Raw genomic sequence first — 18,279 nt, forward strand, 5'->3', positions numbered from 1 at the left:
GCAGCAGCCCGACCAGCTGCAGCAGGATCGCGAGCGTCAGGAACCCGGTCCCGAGCAGCCACCCGCCGCTCGAGAACAGGGCGGCCGCGCGCCGCAGCCCGGATGGGCCGCTGCTCGCGCCGCCGCTGCTGTCGCTGAGCGCCCGCACCCCGCGCCCTTGGAGCTGCGCGCCGAAGGCGAGCAGCACCGCGCCGAGCAGCGCGGCGACGACGCCCCCGATCACCACCCGGCGACGGTAGGCGACCGGGCTGCGCCGGACCTGCAGGACGGCGAGTCCTCACGGGCAGCGCGGCTCAGTCCAGGTCGGCCTCGAGCTCGTCGGTGGTCAGCCGGTCGCCGGCATCCGGCGTCACGAAGCGGTCGGGCTGGTCGGCGCGCTCCGCGGCGGCGAGCTCCGACGGGTCGTCCCCTCCGGCTTCGGGCAGCACGTCCGGCTCCCGGTCGTCCTCGGCATCGCTCACCTCGCGCTGCTCCGCGAGGTCGGCGATCTCCTCGGGAGGGATCGGCAGGAAGGGGTCGCTCATCGACATGGCCCCAGCGTCCGGCCGACGGGTGTCCGGCTGCTGGGAGCCGCGGTCCTGGGAGGCGCTGTCAGCGGCTGCCGCGACCATCGCCGGATGAGGCGCACCCGCACCGCGATCGCGGCGATCGCGGCCGCGGCGCTGCTCCTCGGGCTGTCCGCCGCGCCTGCAGCGGCCGCGGGCCGGTCGCCGACCACGCGGTCGTTCTTCACGACCGTGCCGGAGGCGCCGGGGTCGGCCGCCACGATCCGGCTCGACGCGACGCTCTACACGCCGGCGGCGACCCCGGCACCCGCGGTGCTGCTCGCCCACGGGTTCGGGCAGACGAAGGCGGATCTCGCGCCGGAGGCGCGGCGCCTGCAGGCGGAGGGCTACGTCGTCCTCGCCTACACCGCTCGCGGCTTCGGCGCCTCCGGCGGGCGCATCGGGCTGGACTCGCTGGACGGCGAGGTGCCGGACGGCCGGGCGATGGTCGACGTGCTCGCGCGCGACGGCGCCGTCCAGCGGCGCGGCGGGGACCCGGTGATCGGGGTCGTCGGCGGCTCCTACGGCGGCGCGCTCGCGCTGATGCTCGGCGCGACCGACCCGCGTATCGACACCGTCGTCGCCGCGATCACCTGGCACGACCTCGCCGACGCGCTCGCCCCGCCCTCCGCCGGGGTCGTCGCGGGAGGCGCCGGAGGCGGGGAGGCACCGCTGCGCGACTTCAAGACCGGCTGGGCCGCCCGCCTGTTCGGCGCGGGCATCGCCCGCGCCACGACCGGCTGCGGCAGGTTCACCCCCGCGTTCTGCGACCTCTACGGCCGGCTCGTCACGGGCGGCACGCCGTCGACGGCCGACCTCGCGCTGCTGCGGCGCTCGTCGCCCTCCGCCGTGCTCGACCGGATGACCGCGCCGACCCTGCTGCTGCAGGGCGTGCAGGACCGCCTGTTCGGCCTCGACCAGGCGGACGCGAACGCGCGGCAGCTGGCCGCAGCGGACGCACCGGTCCAGGTGCGCTGGTTCGACGGCGGGCACGACGGCGACGGTATCGACGGCACGGACGGGCTGGTCGACGACTGGCTGGCCGCCCACCTGCGGGCGTCGACGCGCGTCGGCTCGGAGTTCCACTTCTCGGTGCCCGCCAGCGCCACCTCGTTCCCGGAGGCGCGGACCGCCGCCCGGTACCCCGGGCTCTCGGGCAGCGGCGCGACCCGGATCGCGCTGCGGGGCCCGCCGCAGACCGTCGTCAACCCGCCCGGCGGCGAACCCGCCTCCGTGACCGGCATCCCCGGGCTCGGCACCGGCACCGCCGTCGGCCGCACCGCCGCCGGCCTGCTCGCCGCGGGGAACCCGCCCGCGGAGGCCGCCGAGTTCGCCTCAGCCCCCGCGGCGGTGCCGACGGTGCTCGCCGGGGCGGCGACGCTGCCGCTGCGCGTGACGCCGGGCGGGACCGGTCCGACGGTCCTCTACGCGCAGCTCTCGGTCCGCACCGGCGACGCGGCGCGGACGCTGCCTGGCGGGGTCGCGCCGATCCGCGTCGTCGTGCCGGCGGCCGGCGCCGACGTGGCCGTGACGCTGCCCGCGACCGTGTGGAGCATCGCGCCTGGCGACCGGCTGGTGCTGACGGTGCGCACCAGCGACACTGAGCTCGCCGGCAGCACCACCGCGTCGAGCACCCGGGTCGCGGTCGTCGGCCCGATCGCCCTGCCGACGGTGGCGACCACCGCCGCGAGCCGCACGGCCGGGCTGCCCGCGCCGGGCGTGCTGATCGGCATCGCGATCGCGCTGCTCGTCGCCGCGGGGCTGGTGATCGCCGGCGCCGTCGTCGGCCGGCGGGCCTCCCGGATCCCGGCCGCGCAGGCGGCGGACGCGCCGCCGCTCCAGCTCGTGGGCCTCGTCAAGCGGTTCCGGGGCGGGTTCCTCGCGGTCGACGACGTCGGCTTCACGGTCGAGCGCGGCCAGGTGCTCGGCCTGCTCGGCGAGAACGGCGCCGGCAAGACGACGACCCTGCGCATGGTCGCCGGGCTGCTGCGGCCCGACGCGGGGACGGTTCGAGCGTTCGGCGCCCCGCTCGGTCCCGGCTCGCCCGCCCTCGACCGGATCGGCTGCTTCATCGAGGGGCCCGGCTTCCTGCCGCACCTGTCCGGTCGGCGGAACCTCGAGCTGTACTGGGCGTCGACCGGCCGTCCGAGGTCGGAGGCGCACCTCGCGGAAGCGCTCGCCGTCGCCGACCTCGGCGGCGCGATCCGCAAGCGGGTCGGCGGCTACAGCCAGGGCATGCGGCAGCGGCTCGCGATCGCGCAGGCGATGCTCGGCCTGCCGGACCTGCTCGTGCTCGACGAGCCGACGAACGGGCTCGACCCCCCGCAGATCACGGCCCTGCGCGGGGTGCTGCGCGACTACGCGGCCTCCGGGCGGACCGTCGTCGTCTCCTCCCACCTGCTCGGCGAGGTCGAGCGGACCTGCAGCCACGTCGTCGTGATGTCGCACGGCCGAGTCGTCGCCGCCGGCCCCGTCGCCGAGGTCGCGGGGGAGGCGTCGGAGCTGGTCGTCGGGGTGACGGACGTCGCAGGGGCCCTCGCCGCGCTCGCGGCCGCGGACGTCGAGCGCGGGGAGGCGCGCGGCGACGACGCGATCCGGGTGCTGCCGGGCCAGCTCTCGCCGCAGGACGTCGTCGCCGCGCTCGTGGGCGCCGGGGTCGGCGTCACCTCGGTCACGCGAGGGCGCCATCTCGAGGAGGCCTTCCTGGACCTCATCGGCGCGACGGAGCCGAGCGCGTGACCGCGGTCGCGCGCCCCGTGCGCCTCCCGTTCCGCGTCGAGCTGGCCCGGCAGCTGAGCCAGTGGCGGGTCCGCATCGCGCTCGGCGTGCTCGCGGTGCTGCCGCTGATCGTGCGCGTCGCGCTGCTCATCGGCGGCCCGCCGCCGGCCCGCAGCACCGGCTCGACCGATCTGACCGCGCTCGCGCAGGTGAGCGGGGGCACCTTCGCGGCGTTCGTGCTCGTGCTGACCGGCGGCTTCCTCGCGACGCTGGTCGCGGCGCTGCTCTTCGGCGACCTGATCGCGGGGGAGGCGTCCCGCTCGACGCTGAAGTACCTGCTGACCGTGCCGGTGCCGCGCCTCCGGCTGCTCGCGGTGAAGGCGCAGGTCGCGACGGTGCTGCTGCTCGGCGGCCTGCTGGCGCTGACCCTGGTCGCCCTGCTGGTCGGCGTGCTCTCCTACGGACCCGGGGGCATCCAGGTGCCGGGCGGCCCGCGGCTCGCGCTCGGCGAATCGGTGGTGCGGCTGCTCGCGACGACGGGCACGGCCGCTGCGGGGCTGCTCTGGGCTGCGGCGCTCGGCACCCTGCTCACGGTCGTGTCGGACTCGCCCCTCGCCGCGGCGGGCGGCGTGGTGCTGGGCTCGATCCTGTCGCGGATCCTCGACCAGATCCCGGACCTCGGCGACCTGCGGGTCGTGCTGCCGACCCACTACTCGCTCGCGTACCAGGCGTTCTTCGACTCGCCGGTCGACCTGGCGCCGGTGGCGTCCTCGGTGCTGTCCGGGCTGATCTGGGCGACCGTGCTCGGGACCCTGGCCGCCTGGCGCTTCAGCCGGAAGGACATCAGCGGCTGAGCGCCGGCGGCGGTCAGCGCCCCGCGGCGTAGCCCTGCATCGCCCGGGCGTTCGCCGCGGCGTGCACGACGCCGGTCGCGGGGTCGCGGCCGACGGTGGAGAGCCGTCCGAGCGTCCGGGCACCGGCGCGGGTGACGACGTGCCCCCGCGCCTCCAGCTCGCGGATCACGTCGTCGCCCAGGTCGTCCTCGACGACGAGGCCGCCCGGCTCCCAGGTGCGCGGCCAGAACGAGCCGGGGAACGAGGTGGTGTGGAAGGCGGGCGCGTCGATCGCCTGCTGCGGGCTCCAGCCGCCGACGAGGGTGCGCAGCAGGTAGAGCAGCTGCCACTGGTCCTGCTGGTCGCCGCCGGGGGAGCCGAGCGCGCCGACCGCCCTGTCATCGCGCAGCAGCAGGGTCGGGGTGAGGGTCGTCCGCGGCCGGCGGCCGGGGCGGAGCGCCGACGGCGAGCGCTCGTCGAGCCAGGTCATCTGCAGGCGGGTGCCGAGGCAGAAGCCGAGCCCTGGGATCGTCGGCGACGACTGCAGCCAGCCGCCGGAGGGGGTCGCCGCGACGATGTTGCCCCAGCGGTCCACGACGTCGAGGTGGCAGGTGTCGCCGCGGAGGTCCCCGGTGGACAGGGCGGTCGGCTCGCCGACCCCGCCGACGCCGGCCACGTACTCCTCCGCGGTCCGCAGGCTGGGGAGCGCGTCGAGCGAGCCGAGCGCGGGCCGCAGCTCGTGCGACGCCCGGTCGCCGATCAGCGCGCGGCGGGCGGCGATCGCCTCCGGCGCGAGCAGCGCGGCGAGCGGGACGTCGGTGTCGCCGAACGACGCCTCCCGGTCGGCCATCGCGAGCTTGATCGCCTCCGCGGCGGTGTGCGCGCCGAGGGCGGTCGACGGATCCAGCGCCTCGTCGGGCAGCGGCTCGAGGATCGCCAGCATCTCGAGCAGCACCGGGCCCTGCCCCCACGGCCCGGTCTTCGCGATGGTCGTGCCGCGGAAGGTCCCGGTGGTCGCCGACTCGAACGACGCCCGGAACCCCGCGAGGTCGCTCGCCCGGATCACGCCGGCGTGATCGGTGCCGGAGGAGTGCCGGTGCGGCGTGCGGACGAAGGCGTCGATCTGCTGCGCGACCCGTCCGGTCGCCCAGGCGTCCCGGACGGCGCGGACGCGGTCGGCGCGGGACGCCTCCGGCCCCAGGGCGTCGCCCGCGGCGACCAGCTCGTCCAGCACCGCGGCCCAGGCCGGGTTCTGCACCAGCTCGCCCGGCGCGGGCGGGGTGCCGTCGGCGTGCAGCCACAGCGCGGCGGAGGTCGGCCAGTGCTCGAGGAAGAACCCCGCCATGCTCGCGATGGACCGGGCGACCGCCGGGGTGAGCGGGTGGCCGTCGCGGGCGTACCCGACCGCGAAGGCGAGCACGTCCCGCGCCTCCCAGGTGCCGCGGGCCTCGAGCAGCAGCAGCCACGCGTCGACCGCGCCCGGCACCGCGGCCGCGAGCGCTCCGGCGCCGGGCACCATCTCGAGCCCCTCCGCACGGAAGCGGTCGATGGAGGCGCCGGCGGGTGCGGGGCCCTGCCCCATCAGCACGACGGGCGTGCCCGGCTCCTCGGCGGTCGCGAGGATCGCGGCGAGGTCGCCGCCCGGCCCGTTCAGGTGCGGCTCGACGACGTGCAGCACGAAGGCGGCGGCGACCGCGGCGTCGAACGCGTTCCCGCCGCGCTCGAGCACGGCCTGCCCGGTCGCAGTCGCGAGCCAGTGCGTGGAGGCGGTCATCCCGAACGTCCCGGTCAGGTCGGGACGCGTGGTGAAGGCGGGCGGGGCGGTGAAGGGCACCCGCCCAGCCTGCCGCCTCCTCACCCGTCGTCCGTGTCCGACCATCCCGCGATGTCGACGCCGTGCCGGTCGGGGGAGGCGAGCGTCCACCAGTCCGGGGCGTGGGAGTCGTCCACCACGACGCCTCCTGCGGCGACCGCGGCCGCGACCCGCGCCTCGGCCTGGTCGGCCGGCAGGGAAAGGTCGACGTGGGTCCGACCGCGCCCGGGCCGACCCGAGCGGATGGGGTGGAACCAGAGGAACGGGTTGCGGCGGTTCGGGTCGATCGCGCCCTCGTCGCCCACCGGGTCGTAGCCGAGGGCCGCCGCCCAGAACGGCCGCACGTCCACCCCGGGCGCGTGCGCGACGGCGAGGTTCACGACCTGCACCCGAGAGGGCTCCGCCACGAGCCCGAGCTGCGCCGCGATCGCCCCGATCGCCTGCGCGAGCGCCAGCTCCCGCAGCGAGATGCGGTCGGTCTCGGCGGACTGCAGCCGGATCGTCACCCCGTCCGCACGGAGGTCGAGATCGGGCGCGACGCCGATCCGCTCCGCCGCCTCCGCGATCCGGGCGGCGAACCGCACGCCGTCGGCGAGCCCCGCGCAGCGGTAGCGCGCATGCGGACCGGAGACCAGCACGCGCCAGTCCTCGACGCCCGTCGCGGCGTGGAAGGCGACCGCCGTCAGGTCATCGGCCATGCGCCGCAGCGTACCGAGGAGGGCACCAGGATGGTCGGGTGACCGGATTCGTGCTCGGCGGCCTCGCCGGCGTCCCCGCCCGCGACCGCCCCGACCTGCTCGCCGAGCCGACCCTGGCGGCCCTGACCGCGCTCGGCCTGCTCGACGCCGTCGGCGTGGTCGAGATCGACCCCGCGATCTCCGACACCGCGGCGACGCAGCAGGCCTACGGCCTCGAGCCGCAGCACCTCGTGAACTGCGTGCTCGTCGCCGGGCGGCGCGACGGCATCGAGCGCGTCGCGGCGGCCCTCGTCCCTGCAGGGAAGCGCGCCGACGTCAACGGGTTCGTCCGCCGCCGGCTCGACGTGCGCAAGGCCTCGTTCCTGCCGCTCGACACCGCCGTCGCGGCGTCCGGGATGGAGTACGGCGGCATCACGCCGATCGGCCTGCCGGCCGCCTGGCCGCTGCTGCTCGACGCGGACGCCGCGGTCGAGCCGATGGTCGTCATCGGCTCGGGCGTGCGGCGCTCGAAGCTGCTGCTGCCGGGCGCCGTGCTCGCCGGGCTGCCCGGCGCCGAGGTGAGCGCCGCCCTCGCCCGGACCGTGCAGTAGGCCTGTCGGAGGGCGCTGCCGGACTCGCCGCGAGGAACCATGGAGACCCTGGTCGCGGCGCTGGTACTGCTCGTCTTGCTGGCGGCCGGGTTCGCCCTGCTCGCCCTGCCGTTCGTCCTGGTCTGGATGATCCTCCGTGCCCCGCGGCATCCCGCGCCGCCGATCCGTCCGCAGGACTGGACCGACGACGACGAGATCCTCGCCCGCTACCACCACTGACGAAGCCAGGCCGGGATCAGCCTCCCCTCGGCTCCTCATGAGAGCGCGAGCGATCGCGACGCGCTGCTGCTCACCTCCGGAGCGCTCGCTCGGCAGGTGGGACCTCGACCACCGTGATCCGTCCCGTGTGCAGGATCAGGTCCGGGGATCAGGACCAGAACGGCGGATCCGTCCTGATCCCGGCACAGCGTCCTGCACGCGGGACCGCGCGGGCGAGGGGCGCCCCCTCCGGGCTAGGCGGAGGCGAGGAACCGGTCCGCGGTGCGCAGGGCGAGCGCCATGATCGTCAGCGCCGGGTTCGCGATCAGGGAGCTCGGGAACACCGAGTTGTCGCAGATCCAGAGGTTCGCCACGTCGTGGCTGCGCCCGTCGCGGTCGACCACCGAGGTCTCGCGGTCGTCACCCATCCGGTTGGTGCCCTCGGCGTGCGCGGTCCTGGCCAGCACGAACACGTCCTGCGCGCCCGCCGCCTCCCAGATCGCGCGCATCGTGGCGATCGAGTGCGCCTCGAGCGCCCGCTCGTTGTCGCTGTAGGAGAAGTCGATGCGCGCCCGGCGCAGCCCGACCTCGTCGGTCTCGTCGACGAGGGTCAGCCGGTTCGACTCGGACGGCAGGCACTCGCCGTTCACCCCGATCCCGGCGAAGCGGTCGTAGTGCTCGAGCAGGTCCATCAGCCGCTCGCCGCGGATGCCCGAGCGCGCCATGGTCGACGCGAGCGTGACCGGCAGCACGCCGAGGCTCTGCATCAGGTAGCCGCCGGCGAAGCCCGCGTCCGTCGGCCGCACCATGTCCTCGGAGATCAGGGAGGAGGGCCACCCGCGCCACATCCGCATCGGCCGGTCGAACCGGCCCCACACCTGCGCGGCCGGGTGCGCCATGTAGTTGCGGCCGACCTGCCCGCTCGAGTTCGCGAGGTCGAGGTTCAGCAGCAGCCGGGCGGACTCGACGCCGCCGCCGCAGAGCAGCACGGCCTTCGTCCGCTGCCGGTGGTCGATCCCGCCCTGCCGGTACACGACCGCGGTGATCCGGCCGCTCGCGTCGCGCTCGAGGCCGTGGACCATCGCCTCCGGGCGGATCTCCGCCCCGTGGGCGACGGCGAGCGGCAGGTAGGTGACGTCCATGCTCGCCTTGGAGGCGACCCGGTCGCCCTGGTGCGTCGCCCCGCTGTTGATCGCCCCGTGCCGCACCCCGAAGTGCGGCTGCTGCACGTCCCGCGACACGATCGCGGCGGGGGAGTCGGTGGTCCGGATGCCGAGCGCCGCGGCGCCGACCGCCATGACGTCGGCGGAGGCGTTCCGCGCGACGGGCGGCAGCGGGTAGCGGCGGGTCGGGTCCCAGGGGTAGTCGGCGGGGCCGGACACCTGGATGAACCGCTCGACCTCCTCGATGTAGGGCAGCAGTTCGGCGTGGGCGAGCGGCCAGTCGACGCCGACGCCCTGGTCGGAGGCGAGCCGCAGGTCGCGCTCGTCCGGGCGCGGGCAGAACGCGCCCCAGTGCAGGGTCGAGCCGCCGACGCCGATGCCGGAGTTGTTGCCGCCGAACGCCTCCGGCTCGGTGCCGCCGGAGAGCCGCTCGCCGGTCCAGTAGAGGCTGCCGGCGTCGACCTCGTCGGGCGTGTGGTCCGTGGGCTCCCAGTTTCGCCCGGCCTCGAGCGCGACGACCGACAGCCCGGCCCGGGCCAGGCGGGCCAGGATCGGCGCACCGCCCGCGCCCGTCCCGATGACGACCGCGTCGACCTCGTCGCCCTCGGCGAACGTCCGCATCCCGGTCAGGTTCACGCCTGCAGCTCCTCTCCGGTGCGCCAGTCGCGCTGCCACGCCTCCCACTCGCCCGCGTGCGTCGTGACGAACCCCTGCTTGCGGGGACCGTCGCCGCCGTCCGCGAACCCGTCGTAACGCAGCCACGCCTGCGCGGCCGGGTGGGCGAGCCAGGTTCGGACCGCCTCCGCCTGCACGTCCGTGAACCACAGCGCCATCCGCGGCCCGGTCAGCAGGGCGTCGTCGTCGGAGCCGGCCTCGCCCCCGGCGAAGCGGTCGATCGCGGCGTCCTGCGCCTCGGCGGCGAGGGCGGCGAACCCCGGCTCCATCGCCGCGACGGTGTCGAGCCCGCGCCGCCACGCCTCGGCGTCCGCCGGCAGCTCCGCGAAGCGCCAGCCGTCGCCCGCACCGGTCGCGAGCCGCGCGTCGATGCGGCCGGCGAGGTCGATGCGGACCCCGCGCTGCGGCACGACGCGCTCGAGCAGGGCCGTCAGCAGGGCGCGCTGCGCGGGGGAGAGGGCGCGCGGCGCGTCCTCGGCGGGCTCGTCGAGCCGGGCGAGCATCACCCGGCGGGTGCGGGCGGCGACGCGGTCGGAGGCGATCAGCCGCGCGAACGCGGACGGCAGGCGTGGGCGCTCCCGCACGGCGCTCCACAGGTCGACGAGGCGGCGGGCGACCTCGGCGGGCTGCTCGAGCAGCACGTCGTGGCCGGCGCCGTCGATCTCGTGGATCGGCGCCGACGGCACGTGGGGGAGGGTGAGCCGCTGCTGGTTCGCGGGGCCGAGGTCCGGGTCCTCCGCGCCGACGACGACCACGGCGGGGGTGCGCAGCACGCCGATCTCCGCCGACCGGTCCTCGAGGCTGCCGCGCCCCAGCCACTCGAGCCACGCGGTCCGGCTGGAAGCCCGCACGTCGTCGATCGCCCGCTGCCGGACCGCCGCCGGCACGTCCGGGCTCACGAGGTTCGCATCGACGTACCCGGCGGCGTCGTCGGCCGAGATCCGGCCGCCCGCCCACCACGCCGCCATCGCGGCCCGGCGGTCCTCCGCCATCGGCTCGGGACCCGGCGTGGAGGCGCTGACGAGCGCCAGCGCGGCCGGCGCGATCAGGCCGTGCTCGCCCGCCTCCGCCCACGAGGTGACGAGCGCGGCGACCTTGCCGCCCATGCTGTGCCCGGCGATCAGCCAGACGTCCGGCTCGCGCTCGCGCACCTGCACGGCCACCCACTCGGCGGTCTCGTCGAGGGTGACCGCCGGGGATGCGGCGTTCGCGCCGTACCCGGGCAGGTCGAGCGCCACGACCTTGAAGGCGTCGCCGAGCGCGGCGACCACGCCGTCCCAGGAGCGGGCCGACAGGCCCAGGGCGTGCAGCAGGAACAGCGTCGGCCGGGTCATCCGGCTCCTCTCGTCAGCGTGCCCCCCGGGGGCATCCGTCATCCTGCCGTGTCCGGCGGACGCCGCCGCGCGTCAGGGGAGCAGCAGCGCCGCCCCGCCGACGGCGAGGCCCGCGGCGAGCGACGCGGCGAGGATCCGCCTGGCCTTCCGCTGGTCCTCCTCGCGGAACTCCGCCTGCTCGACCGTGTCGGTGGCGCCCGTGTCCCCGAAGTTGAAGACGCCCCGCATGCCGAACCCGGCGCAGAAGTGCGTGGCGGCCTGGATGAAGCCGGTGGCGCCCAGGCTCGCCGGCAGCACCGCGAGCAGCCGGACCGGCTTCGGGGCGCCCGTCGCGAACACGACCGCGAGCACGGCGGCGGTGACGGCCGTGCCGCCGTACCCGGAGCGCCGGCGCCGGGCGATCTCGGCCGGCCCGATGTTGCAGACACCCGGGATGTACGCGTTCGTCATGGCTCCGATCCTCGTTCTCGGCGCCTGTCAGAGACCGGTGGGAGGGTGCCGCACATGCCGACCGAACGCTTCGACGTCCCCCTCCCCGACGGCACCCGGCTCGCGGGGGAGCGCCGCCCCGCCGCAGGCGCCCCGACCGTCGTGCTGCTGCACGCCGGCGTCGCCGACCGCCGGGCGTGGTCCGCCGTGATCGGCCTGCTGGACGGCGACCACCTCGACCTGATCGCGTCGGACCGCCGCGGATACGGCGACACCCCGCGCGCGACCGGCGGCTTCACCCACCTCGACGACCTCGTCGCCGTGCTCGACGCGGCCGGTGCCGAGCGGGCCGTGGTCGTCGGCAACTCGATGGGCGGCGCGCTCGCGCTCGACCTCGCGCTGACCCGCCCGGACCGCGTCTCGTCCGTGCTGCTCGTCGGCGGCGCGGTCAGCGGCATGACCGACGAGGGGGAGGCGGTCGAGTGGGCGCCCGACGAGGCGACCGGCCCGATCCTGTCGGCGCTCGAGCGCGCCGAGCAGGCGAACGACGTCGACGAGCAGGTGCGGCTCGAGCTGCACCTGTGGCTCGACGGTCCGACCGCGCCGGAGGGCCGCGTCGGCGGCGCGGCCCGCGAGCTCGCCGCCGCGATGAACCGGCGCGTCCTCGAGGCCGGCACCGTCGGCTCCGACGGCGATGCCGGCCTCGACACCTGGCACCGGCTCGGCGAGATCGCCGCCCCGGTGCTGGCCACGTGGGGGTCGCTCGACCTGCCGCCGGACCTGCCGTTCTACGGCATCACCGCCGACCGGCTCGCGAACGCGGAGGCGCGGGTGCTGGACGGCGTCGCGCACCTGCCGAGCCTCGAGCGCCCGCAGCTGGTCGCCGACCTGATCCGGGAGGCGGTCGCCCGCGCCTGAACCCGCTCCGCCGCGCGGGACGGCCGCCTCCGCGGCGGCGTGACGTACCGTCGGCACGATGCCCGACGTCGATCTCGTCACGCTCGCCGACGCGGGGACGTTCGTGTCCCACGAGCACCAGGCGCACCTGGCCGAGACCGTCGGGCTCCGCGCGGGGCGGATCGACCCCGCGACCTCGACCTTCGTGTTCACCGACACGGCGGGGGCCGAGCGCGCGGTGCGCGCGCACCTGATCGGCACCGCCTCGCCGGAGGACGGCACCTGGCTGTGGGGCTGGCGCAACATCAACGGCTTCCCGCCCGCGTTCGTGCGGTGGAGCGAGCGGGTGAGGGCGCTGGGGGAGCGCTACGGCATCCCGGAGCTGACCACCGGCACCCTCCCGCTGGACGACGGGCTGCCGCTGCGCCTGGTGAACGCGGTCAAGGCGCTCACCGGGGTGACCGCCCACGTCGCGACGCCGATCGGCAACGGCCAGACGCGCGCCTTCCTGCTGCTCGACGACCCCTCGCTCGCGCTGCCGCCGCCGACCGCGGCCCGCGCCGTCGCGGTCGTGACCAGCGCGCTCGCCGGTGGCGAGGCGACCGACCACCGCCGGGCGCTGGCGGCCTGGGCCGAGCAGCGCGGGGTCCCGCTGACGCGCGTCGACACCGAGGTCGAGCAGCTGACGCTCACCGACGGGTCGCTGCAGGTGCGGTTCGACGCGTCCGGGCGGATCGCGGGCCTCGGCCGTCGGCTGCGCGGCGCGCCGCGGCCGGCGCCCTCGCCCGAGCCGGGCCCGTCGCCCGAGCCGCCACGGCCAGCGGCGGCCGCGGCCGAGCCCGAGTCCGAGCCGCCGAGCGGGGCCGAGGCGCCGGAGCGGGTCGGTCCGCCGCCACGTCGCGGCCTCCTGCAGCGGCTGCTCGGGCGCTGATCCCGGCCCGGCTGTCGATCCTGCGGCACGGCGTTCGTCATCACTGATGACGGAGCCGGACAGGCCGGCCCGCGACGGAAGTGCAGGAGGCAGTCCCATGGCCAGGTACGCGATCCTCATCTACGAGGACCCGGCCTTCTACGCGAGCGTGTCGCCCGAGGCGTGGCCCGCGGTGGTCGGCGCCCACAGCACGTTCGTCGAGCAGGTCTTCGCGCTCGGTGGGTCACTGGCGGGCGGGGAGGCGCTGGCGCCCCCGACGGCGGCCACCACGATCAAGGGCGGCAGCACCGTGACGGACGGCCCGTTCCTCGAGACCAGGGAGGCCCTCAACGGCATCTACGTCATCGAGGCGCGCGACCTCGATCACGCCGTCGAGATCGCCAAGCGGTGCCCGGTCCCGGCCGCCGGCGGTGGCGTCGAGGTCCGCCCGGTCGTGGACCCGACGACCAACCCGTTCTGATCGCTCCGTCGGCGAGCCGGCCGCGTCCGCCGTCCAGGCGGACGCGGCGGCACGGATCGCCCGGGCCGAGAAGGCGATGGCCGCAGATCGGCGGTCGTCGAGCGGGTCCTCGACGCGCTAGCCCTCCTGCTCGGTGGGCCGCATGGTCAGCTCGCTGATGGCCTGCCGGCGGGGGCGGGTGACCATGTAGGCGACGCCCTCGGCGACGTCCTCCGGCTGCAGCGGCTCCATCGTCTCGAACCGCTTCGCCTGCGCGGCGCGCTGCTCGGGCCGCAGGTGGTCGCGCAGCTCCGTCGCGGTCGCTCCCGGCTCGATCAGGCCGACCCGCACGTGCCGCCGGGTGACCTCCTGCCGCAGCGCCTCGGCGAAGGCGCCGACGCCGGACTTCGTCAGGTTGTAGACCGCGGAACCCGACCGGGCGGCGCGGCCGGCGGTGCTGCTGACGATCGCCAGGTCGCTGACGCCCCGGGGGGAGGTCGCCGCGGCGTCAAGCAGATGGGGGAGCGCCGCGTGGATCGTGTGCAGCACCCCCTGCACGTTCAGGGCGACCATACGGTCCCACTCCTCGAGCGGCGCGCCGACCGCCGGCCCGAGCAGCATCACGCCCGCGTTGGCCAGCAGCACGTCGAGCCGACCGCCGGCCTCGACCGTGCGGGCCACCGCGTCCGCGGCCTGCTCGGGGACCGTGACGTCCGCCTCGATCACGATCGCGCCTCCGCCGATCCGCTCGGCGAGCGCCTCGAGCCGGTCCCGCCGCCGCGCGACGAGGGCCACGCGGGCCCCCTCCGCCGCGAGGGCGAGCGCGGAGGCCTCGCCGATCCCGCTGCTCGCCCCCGTCACCAAGGCCGTCGCGCCATCGAGCCGTCCCGCCATATTCCGCCTCCGATCAGGGAGGATCCACCCTATGCCCCCCGTTCGGGATGCAATCGTGACGTGACCCCCGGAGGGGGGATGCGCCAGGATGAGCGACATGCCCCGCTCCCTCTCCGCTGCCGAATGCCTCGACGAGTTCTTCTCGGACCGCCGCCGCGGCGCGACCGGCCATCGCCTGGCGCTGATCGCGCGCGCGGAGCAGGTGCTGCGGACCACGGTGGAGCGCACCGCCGAGCTCGTGCTCACCGACGACGAGCAGGTGCTCGTGCACGCGGAGCGGCAGTTCGAGGTCGCCGGCGCGGTCGCCCGGGTGATGCCCGCCTCGGGCCTGCTGCTCGTGCTGGAGGCCTACCTCGCGCACCTCGAGTGGCACCCGGCCCGCGGCGCCGCCCGGCGCATGGAGCTCGACACCTGCGCCGCGCTGACCCGCTTCCTCTCCCACGAGCTGGCGCACCTCGACGTGCTGCCGGCGACGCACCGGATCGAGCTGGCGCTCGCCGGGTTCGGGCCCGTGATGCAGCGCCCCACCGGGCCGCGGTTCCTGCTCAAGGCGTTCGGCCTGCGGTGACCGGTCAGCGGGTCAGCTGCTCGAGCAGCCCCGCGTCGTCCGCGGTGCCGGCGTACTCGACGATCCGCCCCTCCGCGACCCGGTAGAAGGCGAACTCGGCGACGCCGACGTGCCGACCGGTCGCCTGGACGCCCCGGAACGGACCGCGATGGGTGCCGCGGGTGCGCAGGTGCGCCGCGATCCGGTCGTCCTCGACGACGAGGGCGATGCGCTTCCACCGGTAGTCCGGGAAGGCGGTCAGCACGTCGGCGATGCCCTCGAGCCAGGCGTCCGCCCCCGTCGCCGCTCCCGCTCGCCGCACGTCGGGGTGCAGCAGCGCGCGCATCGCTTCGAGGTCGTGCCGGTTCACGACCTCGAGGTAGTGCTCGTACCAGGCGTGGAGGTCCTCCGGCGTCATCCCGCCAGTCTGCGCGAGGTGACGGCCGGGATCAGCCGCTGGTCAGCACGGCGACTCCCCACCGCGCGTCACCTGGCGCGGTGACGAGCAGCCGGGTCGGGCGGCTGCGCCCGCTGAAGTCGAGCCGGCCGATCGCCGGGACGCCGGCTCGCAGCGCGCCGGACCGCTCCGAGGTCGGCTCGAGGTGGATCGTCCGGTCGTCGTGCACCACGAGGTGCGCGGTCGACCAGCCGGCCGCTCCGTCCTCCGCGAGCACCAGCAGCACGGTCAGCCGCCCGCCGCCGTCCACCGGCGAGCCGGGGACGGTCACGGCGGCGTCGCCCGACCCGTGCGTCTCGACGAACCGGTCGCCCGGCAGGCCGACGACGCCGAAGCGGCGGTCGAGCCAGTCGCCGAGCCCGGCGTCGCGACCGGCGAGCAGGTTCACCGCGAGCGACGACCTGGTCGCGGCGTCGACCGCCGCCGTGGGCAACGGGTCAGCCGGGACGGCGGGCCCGGCCTCGACCGGCAGGGGGAGCACCTGCGGCCCGGCGCCGCGGACGAGCAGGAGCAGGCCGGCCAGCACGGCGATGCCGGCGGCGGCACCGACGACCCGTCGCCTCCGCACCCGCGAACGCGTGCCTGGATCCGGGGATGCGGCCGGATCCCCGGATCCAGGCACACCTTCGCGGAGCAGGAGGTAGGCGCGCAGGTCGTCCGCGCCGGCGTCCGGCCGGTAGAGGCGCCGACGCAGGTCCTCTGAGTCCGGAGGCGTCACGGCTGCAGCCGGGAGATCCGCCAGGTGCCGTCGCCGCGGGTGTACACGAGCCGGTCGTGCAGGCGGGAGGGGCGCCCCTGCCAGAACTCGATGCGGCGTGGCTCCACGAGCCAGGCGCCCCAGAACGGCGGGCGCGGCACGTCCTCGTCCGCGAACCGCTGCTCCTCCTCCGCGACCTGCGCCTCCAGCGCGGCGCGATCGGCGATCGGCTGCGACTGCCGGCTGGCCCACGCCCCGATGCGGCTGCCGCGGGGCCGCGTGACCCAGTAGGCGTCGCTGGTCGCGCGAGGCGCCGGCCGGGCGTCGCCGTCGACGAGCACCTGCCGCTGCAGCGGGTACCACGGGAACGCCAGGGAGACGCGGCCGTCGAGGGCGAGGGCGTGGCCCTTCCGCGACCCGGCGTTCGTGACGAGCTCGAAGCAGCCCTCGAGCAGCCCCTTGAGCAGGACCGTCCGGGAGGTCGGCCCGGTCGTGTCGACCGTGGACAGCACCATCGCGTTCGGCTCGGCAAGGCCCGCGGCCTCCGCGTCGGCCAGCCAGCGGCGGAACTGCACGATCGGGTCGGGATCCAGCCGGTCGGCGGACAGGGCGTCCCGGTCGTAGTCGTCGTGCCGGTCCATGGAGCCCACGCCGTCATTCTGCTCCGGCGACGCGACCGCTCAGGGAACTCCCGGGGGCGTGGGGGATGGTGCCCGCGTGCGCGCCCTGCCGACCGCGGACCCCTTCCTCACCGCGTTCTTCGCCGAGCGGCGACGCGGTGCGTCCCGCGTGCTGCGCGACCGGATCGACCGGACCGAGGCCGACCTGCGGCTCGCGATCGAGCTGGCCGAGGACGACGTGCTCGGCACGGAGGAACGGCTGCTCGTCGTCGCCGAGCGCGAGTTCGAGCCGGTCGCGGCCGTCGCCCGGGTGCTGCCGCTGCCGCTGCTGCCGGCCGTGCTGCAGCGCTACCTGACCGATCCGCTCTACCTGCCCGGGGCGGCCGACGAGGCGCGCGACCGGCTCGAGACGTGCGCCGGTCTCGTCCGGACGCTCGCCCGCGAGCCCGCGCTCGCGGGGTCGACGCGCTCGCTGCGCCGGCTCGACGAGCGCATCCGGATGGACACGGCGACGCTCAGGGGGCGCCGCAAGCCCCTGCGCCTCCGTCGAGTCCGCGGCTGACTCCGCTTCCGCGGAGCGGACGGGACCCGCTCGAGTCCGCGGCTGAAGCGGCGTGTCTGCCGCGTCGGCCGCGCGAGCGGGAGTAGCCATGGCCTCACGACCCGGGTGGAGCCGGCCAGGACAGCCGCATCGCCCGTGACGACGTGTCGCCGCGGGACGGTCGGCGACCGGCCGCCACCCGGGTCGTCCACCGCTCAGGCCTCGGGGTCGCGCAGCTCCCACGGCACGTCGCCGACCAGGACGACTGGCTCTGCGGGCGGCAGGTCGAACTCGCCCGGCTGGAAGGCCGCGTCGCCGATCACGCTGGCGCGCCCGAGGTGCGCCGTCGTGTCCCGGCCGTCCGGCGTGTGCACGGGCGCGTCGCCGAGCCGGTGGGCCTCGAGCTGGTGGTCGTCGGTCGTCGTGGAGCTCATGGGTCCGGTCTAGGCGGCGGCCGCCGTCAGCGACGCGAGGCGGGCGGCGGACCGGCTGATCGTCGGTCCGCTCCGAGCCGACACTCAGGAACGGGTCGGCCCCGCGAGGCGGCGCAGCGCGGGGACGAGCGGCGCGGCGCGCACCAGCACCTCGACGTGCCCCGCGCCGGGCACGATCTCCACCTCCGCGCCGGGCACCCGGCCGGCGAGCCAGCGGCCGTGCTGCACCGGCACCATGCGGTCGTCGGCGCCGTGGACGATCCGCACGGGGAGGCGGATCGCCGCCGGATCGAAGCCCCACGGTCGCCCGGCGGCGAGCAGGTCGTCGGCCATCGGCTGCGGCCCGTCCGCCGTCGCCGCCTGCACCACCGCCCCGAACCAGCTCCACTCGCCGTCGAGCGCGGCCCGGTCGCCGGGGGTGAACGACGTCTCGTCGAAGTCGTCCTCGGCCAGCAGCGCCTCGAGCGCCGCGCGGCCCGCGCCGACCGCGTGCTGCTCGCGCACGATGCCGGTCGCCATGCCGCGGTACCGGTCCAGCCCGTCCGCGTCGGGGGGCGCGGGGGAGGCGACGGCGACGGCCGCCAGCACCCGGTCGGCGGCGAGCGCCGCGCACGCGAGCGCCCGCGGACCGCCGCCGGAGTGCCCGAGCACCGCGAACCTCGCGACGCCGAGCGCGTCGGCGACGGCGAGCACGTCCGGCACGATGTCCGCGATCCCGGCCGCGGGATCCCGGGTCGTCCCGCCGTAGCCGGGGCGGTCAGCGCCGAGGAACCGGACGCCCGCCTCCGCCGCTGCCGCGTGCAGGGGCGCTGGCGGTTGGCCGGTG

The 18,279-nt window shown here is 76.5% G+C and carries 21 protein-coding genes and 1 pseudogene; 9 read left to right on the forward strand and 13 right to left on the reverse strand.

What is annotated here, in order from left to right:
- Both ACFE60_RS10320 and ACFE60_RS10325 read right to left on the reverse strand, forming a co-directional pair.
- Positions 1-226: pseudogene (locus ACFE60_RS10320) on the reverse strand (multidrug DMT transporter permease); the annotation flags it as partial.
- A 67-nt stretch (positions 227-293) separates the two neighbouring features.
- A complete protein-coding gene (locus ACFE60_RS10325) occupies positions 294-530 on the reverse strand; it encodes a hypothetical protein (RefSeq protein ID WP_375388771.1) in 237 nt (78 codons plus the stop codon).
- Positions 531-617: 87 nt separating this feature from the next.
- On the opposite strand from ACFE60_RS10325, the gene ACFE60_RS10330 reads away from it, so the two are divergent.
- Both ACFE60_RS10330 and ACFE60_RS10335 read left to right on the forward strand, forming a co-directional pair.
- Complete coding sequence (locus tag ACFE60_RS10330; RefSeq protein ID WP_375388772.1) at positions 618-3,284, forward strand: alpha/beta fold hydrolase; 2,667 nt, start codon at positions 618-620, stop codon at positions 3,282-3,284.
- Positions 3,281-4,117 carry an ABC transporter permease subunit gene (locus ACFE60_RS10335; RefSeq protein WP_375388773.1) on the forward strand — a complete coding sequence of 279 codons (837 nt, stop codon included), beginning with the start codon at positions 3,281-3,283 and terminating at the stop codon, positions 4,115-4,117. Before ACFE60_RS10330 ends, ACFE60_RS10335 begins: the two co-directional genes overlap by 4 nt.
- 13 nt (positions 4,118-4,130) lie before the next feature.
- Here the strand turns inward: ACFE60_RS10335 and ACFE60_RS10340 are convergent, their stop codons facing one another.
- Positions 4,131-5,930: a gamma-glutamyltransferase family protein gene (locus tag ACFE60_RS10340; protein ID WP_375388774.1), complete on the reverse strand. Its 1,800-nt coding sequence runs from the start codon at positions 5,928-5,930 to the stop codon at positions 4,131-4,133.
- A gap of 20 nt (positions 5,931-5,950) precedes the next feature.
- Positions 5,951-6,607: a VOC family protein gene (locus tag ACFE60_RS10345; RefSeq protein WP_375388775.1), complete on the reverse strand. Its 657-nt coding sequence runs from the start codon at positions 6,605-6,607 to the stop codon at positions 5,951-5,953.
- Positions 6,608-6,645: 38 nt separating this feature from the next.
- Here ACFE60_RS10345 and ACFE60_RS10350 point away from each other — a divergent pair, with 38 nt between their 5' ends.
- Both ACFE60_RS10350 and ACFE60_RS10355 read left to right on the forward strand, forming a co-directional pair.
- Positions 6,646-7,197, forward strand: coding sequence for a YbaK/EbsC family protein (locus ACFE60_RS10350; protein ID WP_375388776.1), 552 nt, complete (start codon positions 6,646-6,648; stop codon positions 7,195-7,197).
- Between the two features lie 39 nt (positions 7,198-7,236).
- Entirely contained in the window at positions 7,237-7,416 is a 180-nt protein-coding gene (locus ACFE60_RS10355; protein WP_375388777.1) for a hypothetical protein, read from the forward strand.
- 233 nt (positions 7,417-7,649) lie between these two features.
- Here ACFE60_RS10355 and ACFE60_RS10360 read toward each other — a convergent pair whose 3' ends face one another.
- The 3 genes from ACFE60_RS10360 to ACFE60_RS10370 form a co-directional block, all read right to left on the reverse strand.
- Positions 7,650-9,194 (reverse strand): GMC family oxidoreductase, encoded by a 1,545-nt coding sequence (locus ACFE60_RS10360; protein WP_375388778.1) that lies wholly within the window; start codon positions 9,192-9,194, stop codon positions 7,650-7,652.
- Positions 9,191-10,567, reverse strand: coding sequence for an alpha/beta fold hydrolase (locus ACFE60_RS10365; protein ID WP_375388779.1), 1,377 nt, complete (start codon positions 10,565-10,567; stop codon positions 9,191-9,193). Before ACFE60_RS10365 ends, ACFE60_RS10360 begins: the two co-directional genes overlap by 4 nt.
- 72 nt (positions 10,568-10,639) lie before the next feature.
- On the reverse strand, positions 10,640-11,017 hold the full coding sequence (locus tag ACFE60_RS10370; RefSeq protein ID WP_375388780.1) for a hypothetical protein: 378 nt from the start codon (positions 11,015-11,017) through the stop codon (positions 10,640-10,642).
- Between the two features lie 54 nt (positions 11,018-11,071).
- On the opposite strand from ACFE60_RS10370, the gene ACFE60_RS10375 reads away from it, so the two are divergent.
- The 3 genes from ACFE60_RS10375 to ACFE60_RS10385 all read left to right on the forward strand — a co-directional run bounded on the left by ACFE60_RS10375 (position 11,072) and on the right by ACFE60_RS10385 (position 13,284).
- A complete protein-coding gene (locus tag ACFE60_RS10375) occupies positions 11,072-11,914 on the forward strand; it encodes an alpha/beta fold hydrolase (RefSeq protein ID WP_375388781.1) in 843 nt (280 codons plus the stop codon).
- Positions 11,915-11,972: 58 nt separating this feature from the next.
- Positions 11,973-12,824, forward strand: a complete 852-nt coding sequence (locus ACFE60_RS10380; protein ID WP_375388782.1) for a DUF6882 domain-containing protein — start codon at positions 11,973-11,975, stop codon at positions 12,822-12,824.
- A 97-nt stretch (positions 12,825-12,921) separates the two neighbouring features.
- Positions 12,922-13,284 (forward strand): YciI family protein, encoded by a 363-nt coding sequence (locus ACFE60_RS10385; RefSeq protein WP_375388783.1) that lies wholly within the window; start codon positions 12,922-12,924, stop codon positions 13,282-13,284.
- 117 nt (positions 13,285-13,401) lie between these two features.
- Here the strand turns inward: ACFE60_RS10385 and ACFE60_RS10390 are convergent, their stop codons facing one another.
- Positions 13,402-14,157, reverse strand: a complete 756-nt coding sequence (locus ACFE60_RS10390) for an SDR family NAD(P)-dependent oxidoreductase (RefSeq protein WP_375388784.1) — start codon at positions 14,155-14,157, stop codon at positions 13,402-13,404.
- Between the two features lie 97 nt (positions 14,158-14,254).
- Here ACFE60_RS10390 and ACFE60_RS10395 point away from each other — a divergent pair, with 97 nt between their 5' ends.
- On the forward strand, positions 14,255-14,725 hold the full coding sequence (locus tag ACFE60_RS10395) for a hypothetical protein (protein ID WP_375388785.1): 471 nt from the start codon (positions 14,255-14,257) through the stop codon (positions 14,723-14,725).
- A gap of 4 nt (positions 14,726-14,729) precedes the next feature.
- Here ACFE60_RS10395 and ACFE60_RS10400 read toward each other — a convergent pair whose 3' ends face one another.
- From ACFE60_RS10400 to pdxH, 3 genes are all read right to left on the reverse strand, one after another.
- Entirely contained in the window at positions 14,730-15,122 is a 393-nt protein-coding gene (locus tag ACFE60_RS10400) for an ester cyclase (RefSeq protein WP_375388786.1), read from the reverse strand.
- 31 nt (positions 15,123-15,153) lie between these two features.
- The gene (locus tag ACFE60_RS10405) at positions 15,154-15,729 is read right to left on the reverse strand and encodes a hypothetical protein (RefSeq protein ID WP_375388787.1); all 576 of its coding nucleotides are present in this window, start codon (positions 15,727-15,729) and stop codon (positions 15,154-15,156) included.
- Between the two features lie 146 nt (positions 15,730-15,875).
- Positions 15,876-16,499 carry a pyridoxamine 5'-phosphate oxidase gene (pdxH, locus tag ACFE60_RS10410; protein ID WP_375388791.1) on the reverse strand — a complete coding sequence of 208 codons (624 nt, stop codon included), beginning with the start codon at positions 16,497-16,499 and terminating at the stop codon, positions 15,876-15,878.
- 76 nt (positions 16,500-16,575) lie between these two features.
- Here pdxH and ACFE60_RS10415 point away from each other — a divergent pair, with 76 nt between their 5' ends.
- Positions 16,576-17,040: a hypothetical protein gene (locus tag ACFE60_RS10415; RefSeq protein WP_375388788.1), complete on the forward strand. Its 465-nt coding sequence runs from the start codon at positions 16,576-16,578 to the stop codon at positions 17,038-17,040.
- 194 nt (positions 17,041-17,234) lie between these two features.
- On the opposite strand, the gene ACFE60_RS10420 is transcribed toward ACFE60_RS10415, so the two are convergent.
- Both ACFE60_RS10420 and ACFE60_RS10425 read right to left on the reverse strand, forming a co-directional pair.
- A complete protein-coding gene (locus tag ACFE60_RS10420; RefSeq protein ID WP_375388789.1) occupies positions 17,235-17,453 on the reverse strand; it encodes a hypothetical protein in 219 nt (72 codons plus the stop codon).
- A gap of 84 nt (positions 17,454-17,537) precedes the next feature.
- Positions 17,538-18,279: alpha/beta fold hydrolase (locus tag ACFE60_RS10425; RefSeq protein ID WP_375388790.1), on the reverse strand; the 742-nt coding region annotated here is incomplete at its 5' end.

Origin of the sequence: uncultured Amnibacterium sp. (assembly GCF_964245895.1) — a bacterium.
Classification (GTDB): Bacteria; Actinomycetota; Actinomycetes; order Actinomycetales; family Microbacteriaceae; genus Amnibacterium.

What these genes read in the sequence shown, in the direction of transcription:
- ACFE60_RS10420 (WP_375388789.1), bottom strand. Translation starts at nt 17,453, where the DNA reads ATGAGCTCCACGACGACCGACGACCACCAGCTCGAGGCCCACCGGCTC.
- ACFE60_RS10395 (WP_375388785.1), top strand. Translation starts at nt 14,255, where the DNA reads ATGCCCCGCTCCCTCTCCGCTGCCGAATGCCTCGACGAGTTCTTCTCG.
- ACFE60_RS10385 (WP_375388783.1), top strand. Translation starts at nt 12,922, where the DNA reads ATGGCCAGGTACGCGATCCTCATCTACGAGGACCCGGCCTTCTACGCG.
- ACFE60_RS10400 (WP_375388786.1), bottom strand. Translation starts at nt 15,122, where the DNA reads ATGACGCCGGAGGACCTCCACGCCTGGTACGAGCACTACCTCGAGGTC.
- ACFE60_RS10365 (WP_375388779.1), bottom strand. Translation starts at nt 10,567, where the DNA reads ATGACCCGGCCGACGCTGTTCCTGCTGCACGCCCTGGGCCTGTCGGCC.
- ACFE60_RS10375 (WP_375388781.1), top strand. Translation starts at nt 11,072, where the DNA reads ATGCCGACCGAACGCTTCGACGTCCCCCTCCCCGACGGCACCCGGCTC.
- ACFE60_RS10380 (WP_375388782.1), top strand. Translation starts at nt 11,973, where the DNA reads ATGCCCGACGTCGATCTCGTCACGCTCGCCGACGCGGGGACGTTCGTG.
- pdxH (WP_375388791.1), bottom strand. Translation starts at nt 16,499, where the DNA reads ATGGACCGGCACGACGACTACGACCGGGACGCCCTGTCCGCCGACCGG.
- ACFE60_RS10345 (WP_375388775.1), bottom strand. Translation starts at nt 6,607, where the DNA reads ATGGCCGATGACCTGACGGCGGTCGCCTTCCACGCCGCGACGGGCGTC.
- ACFE60_RS10390 (WP_375388784.1), bottom strand. Translation starts at nt 14,157, where the DNA reads ATGGCGGGACGGCTCGATGGCGCGACGGCCTTGGTGACGGGGGCGAGC.
- ACFE60_RS10370 (WP_375388780.1), bottom strand. Translation starts at nt 11,017, where the DNA reads ATGACGAACGCGTACATCCCGGGTGTCTGCAACATCGGGCCGGCCGAG.
- ACFE60_RS10330 (WP_375388772.1), top strand. Translation starts at nt 618, where the DNA reads ATGAGGCGCACCCGCACCGCGATCGCGGCGATCGCGGCCGCGGCGCTG.
- ACFE60_RS10325 (WP_375388771.1), bottom strand. Translation starts at nt 530, where the DNA reads ATGTCGATGAGCGACCCCTTCCTGCCGATCCCTCCCGAGGAGATCGCC.
- ACFE60_RS10355 (WP_375388777.1), top strand. Translation starts at nt 7,237, where the DNA reads ATGGAGACCCTGGTCGCGGCGCTGGTACTGCTCGTCTTGCTGGCGGCC.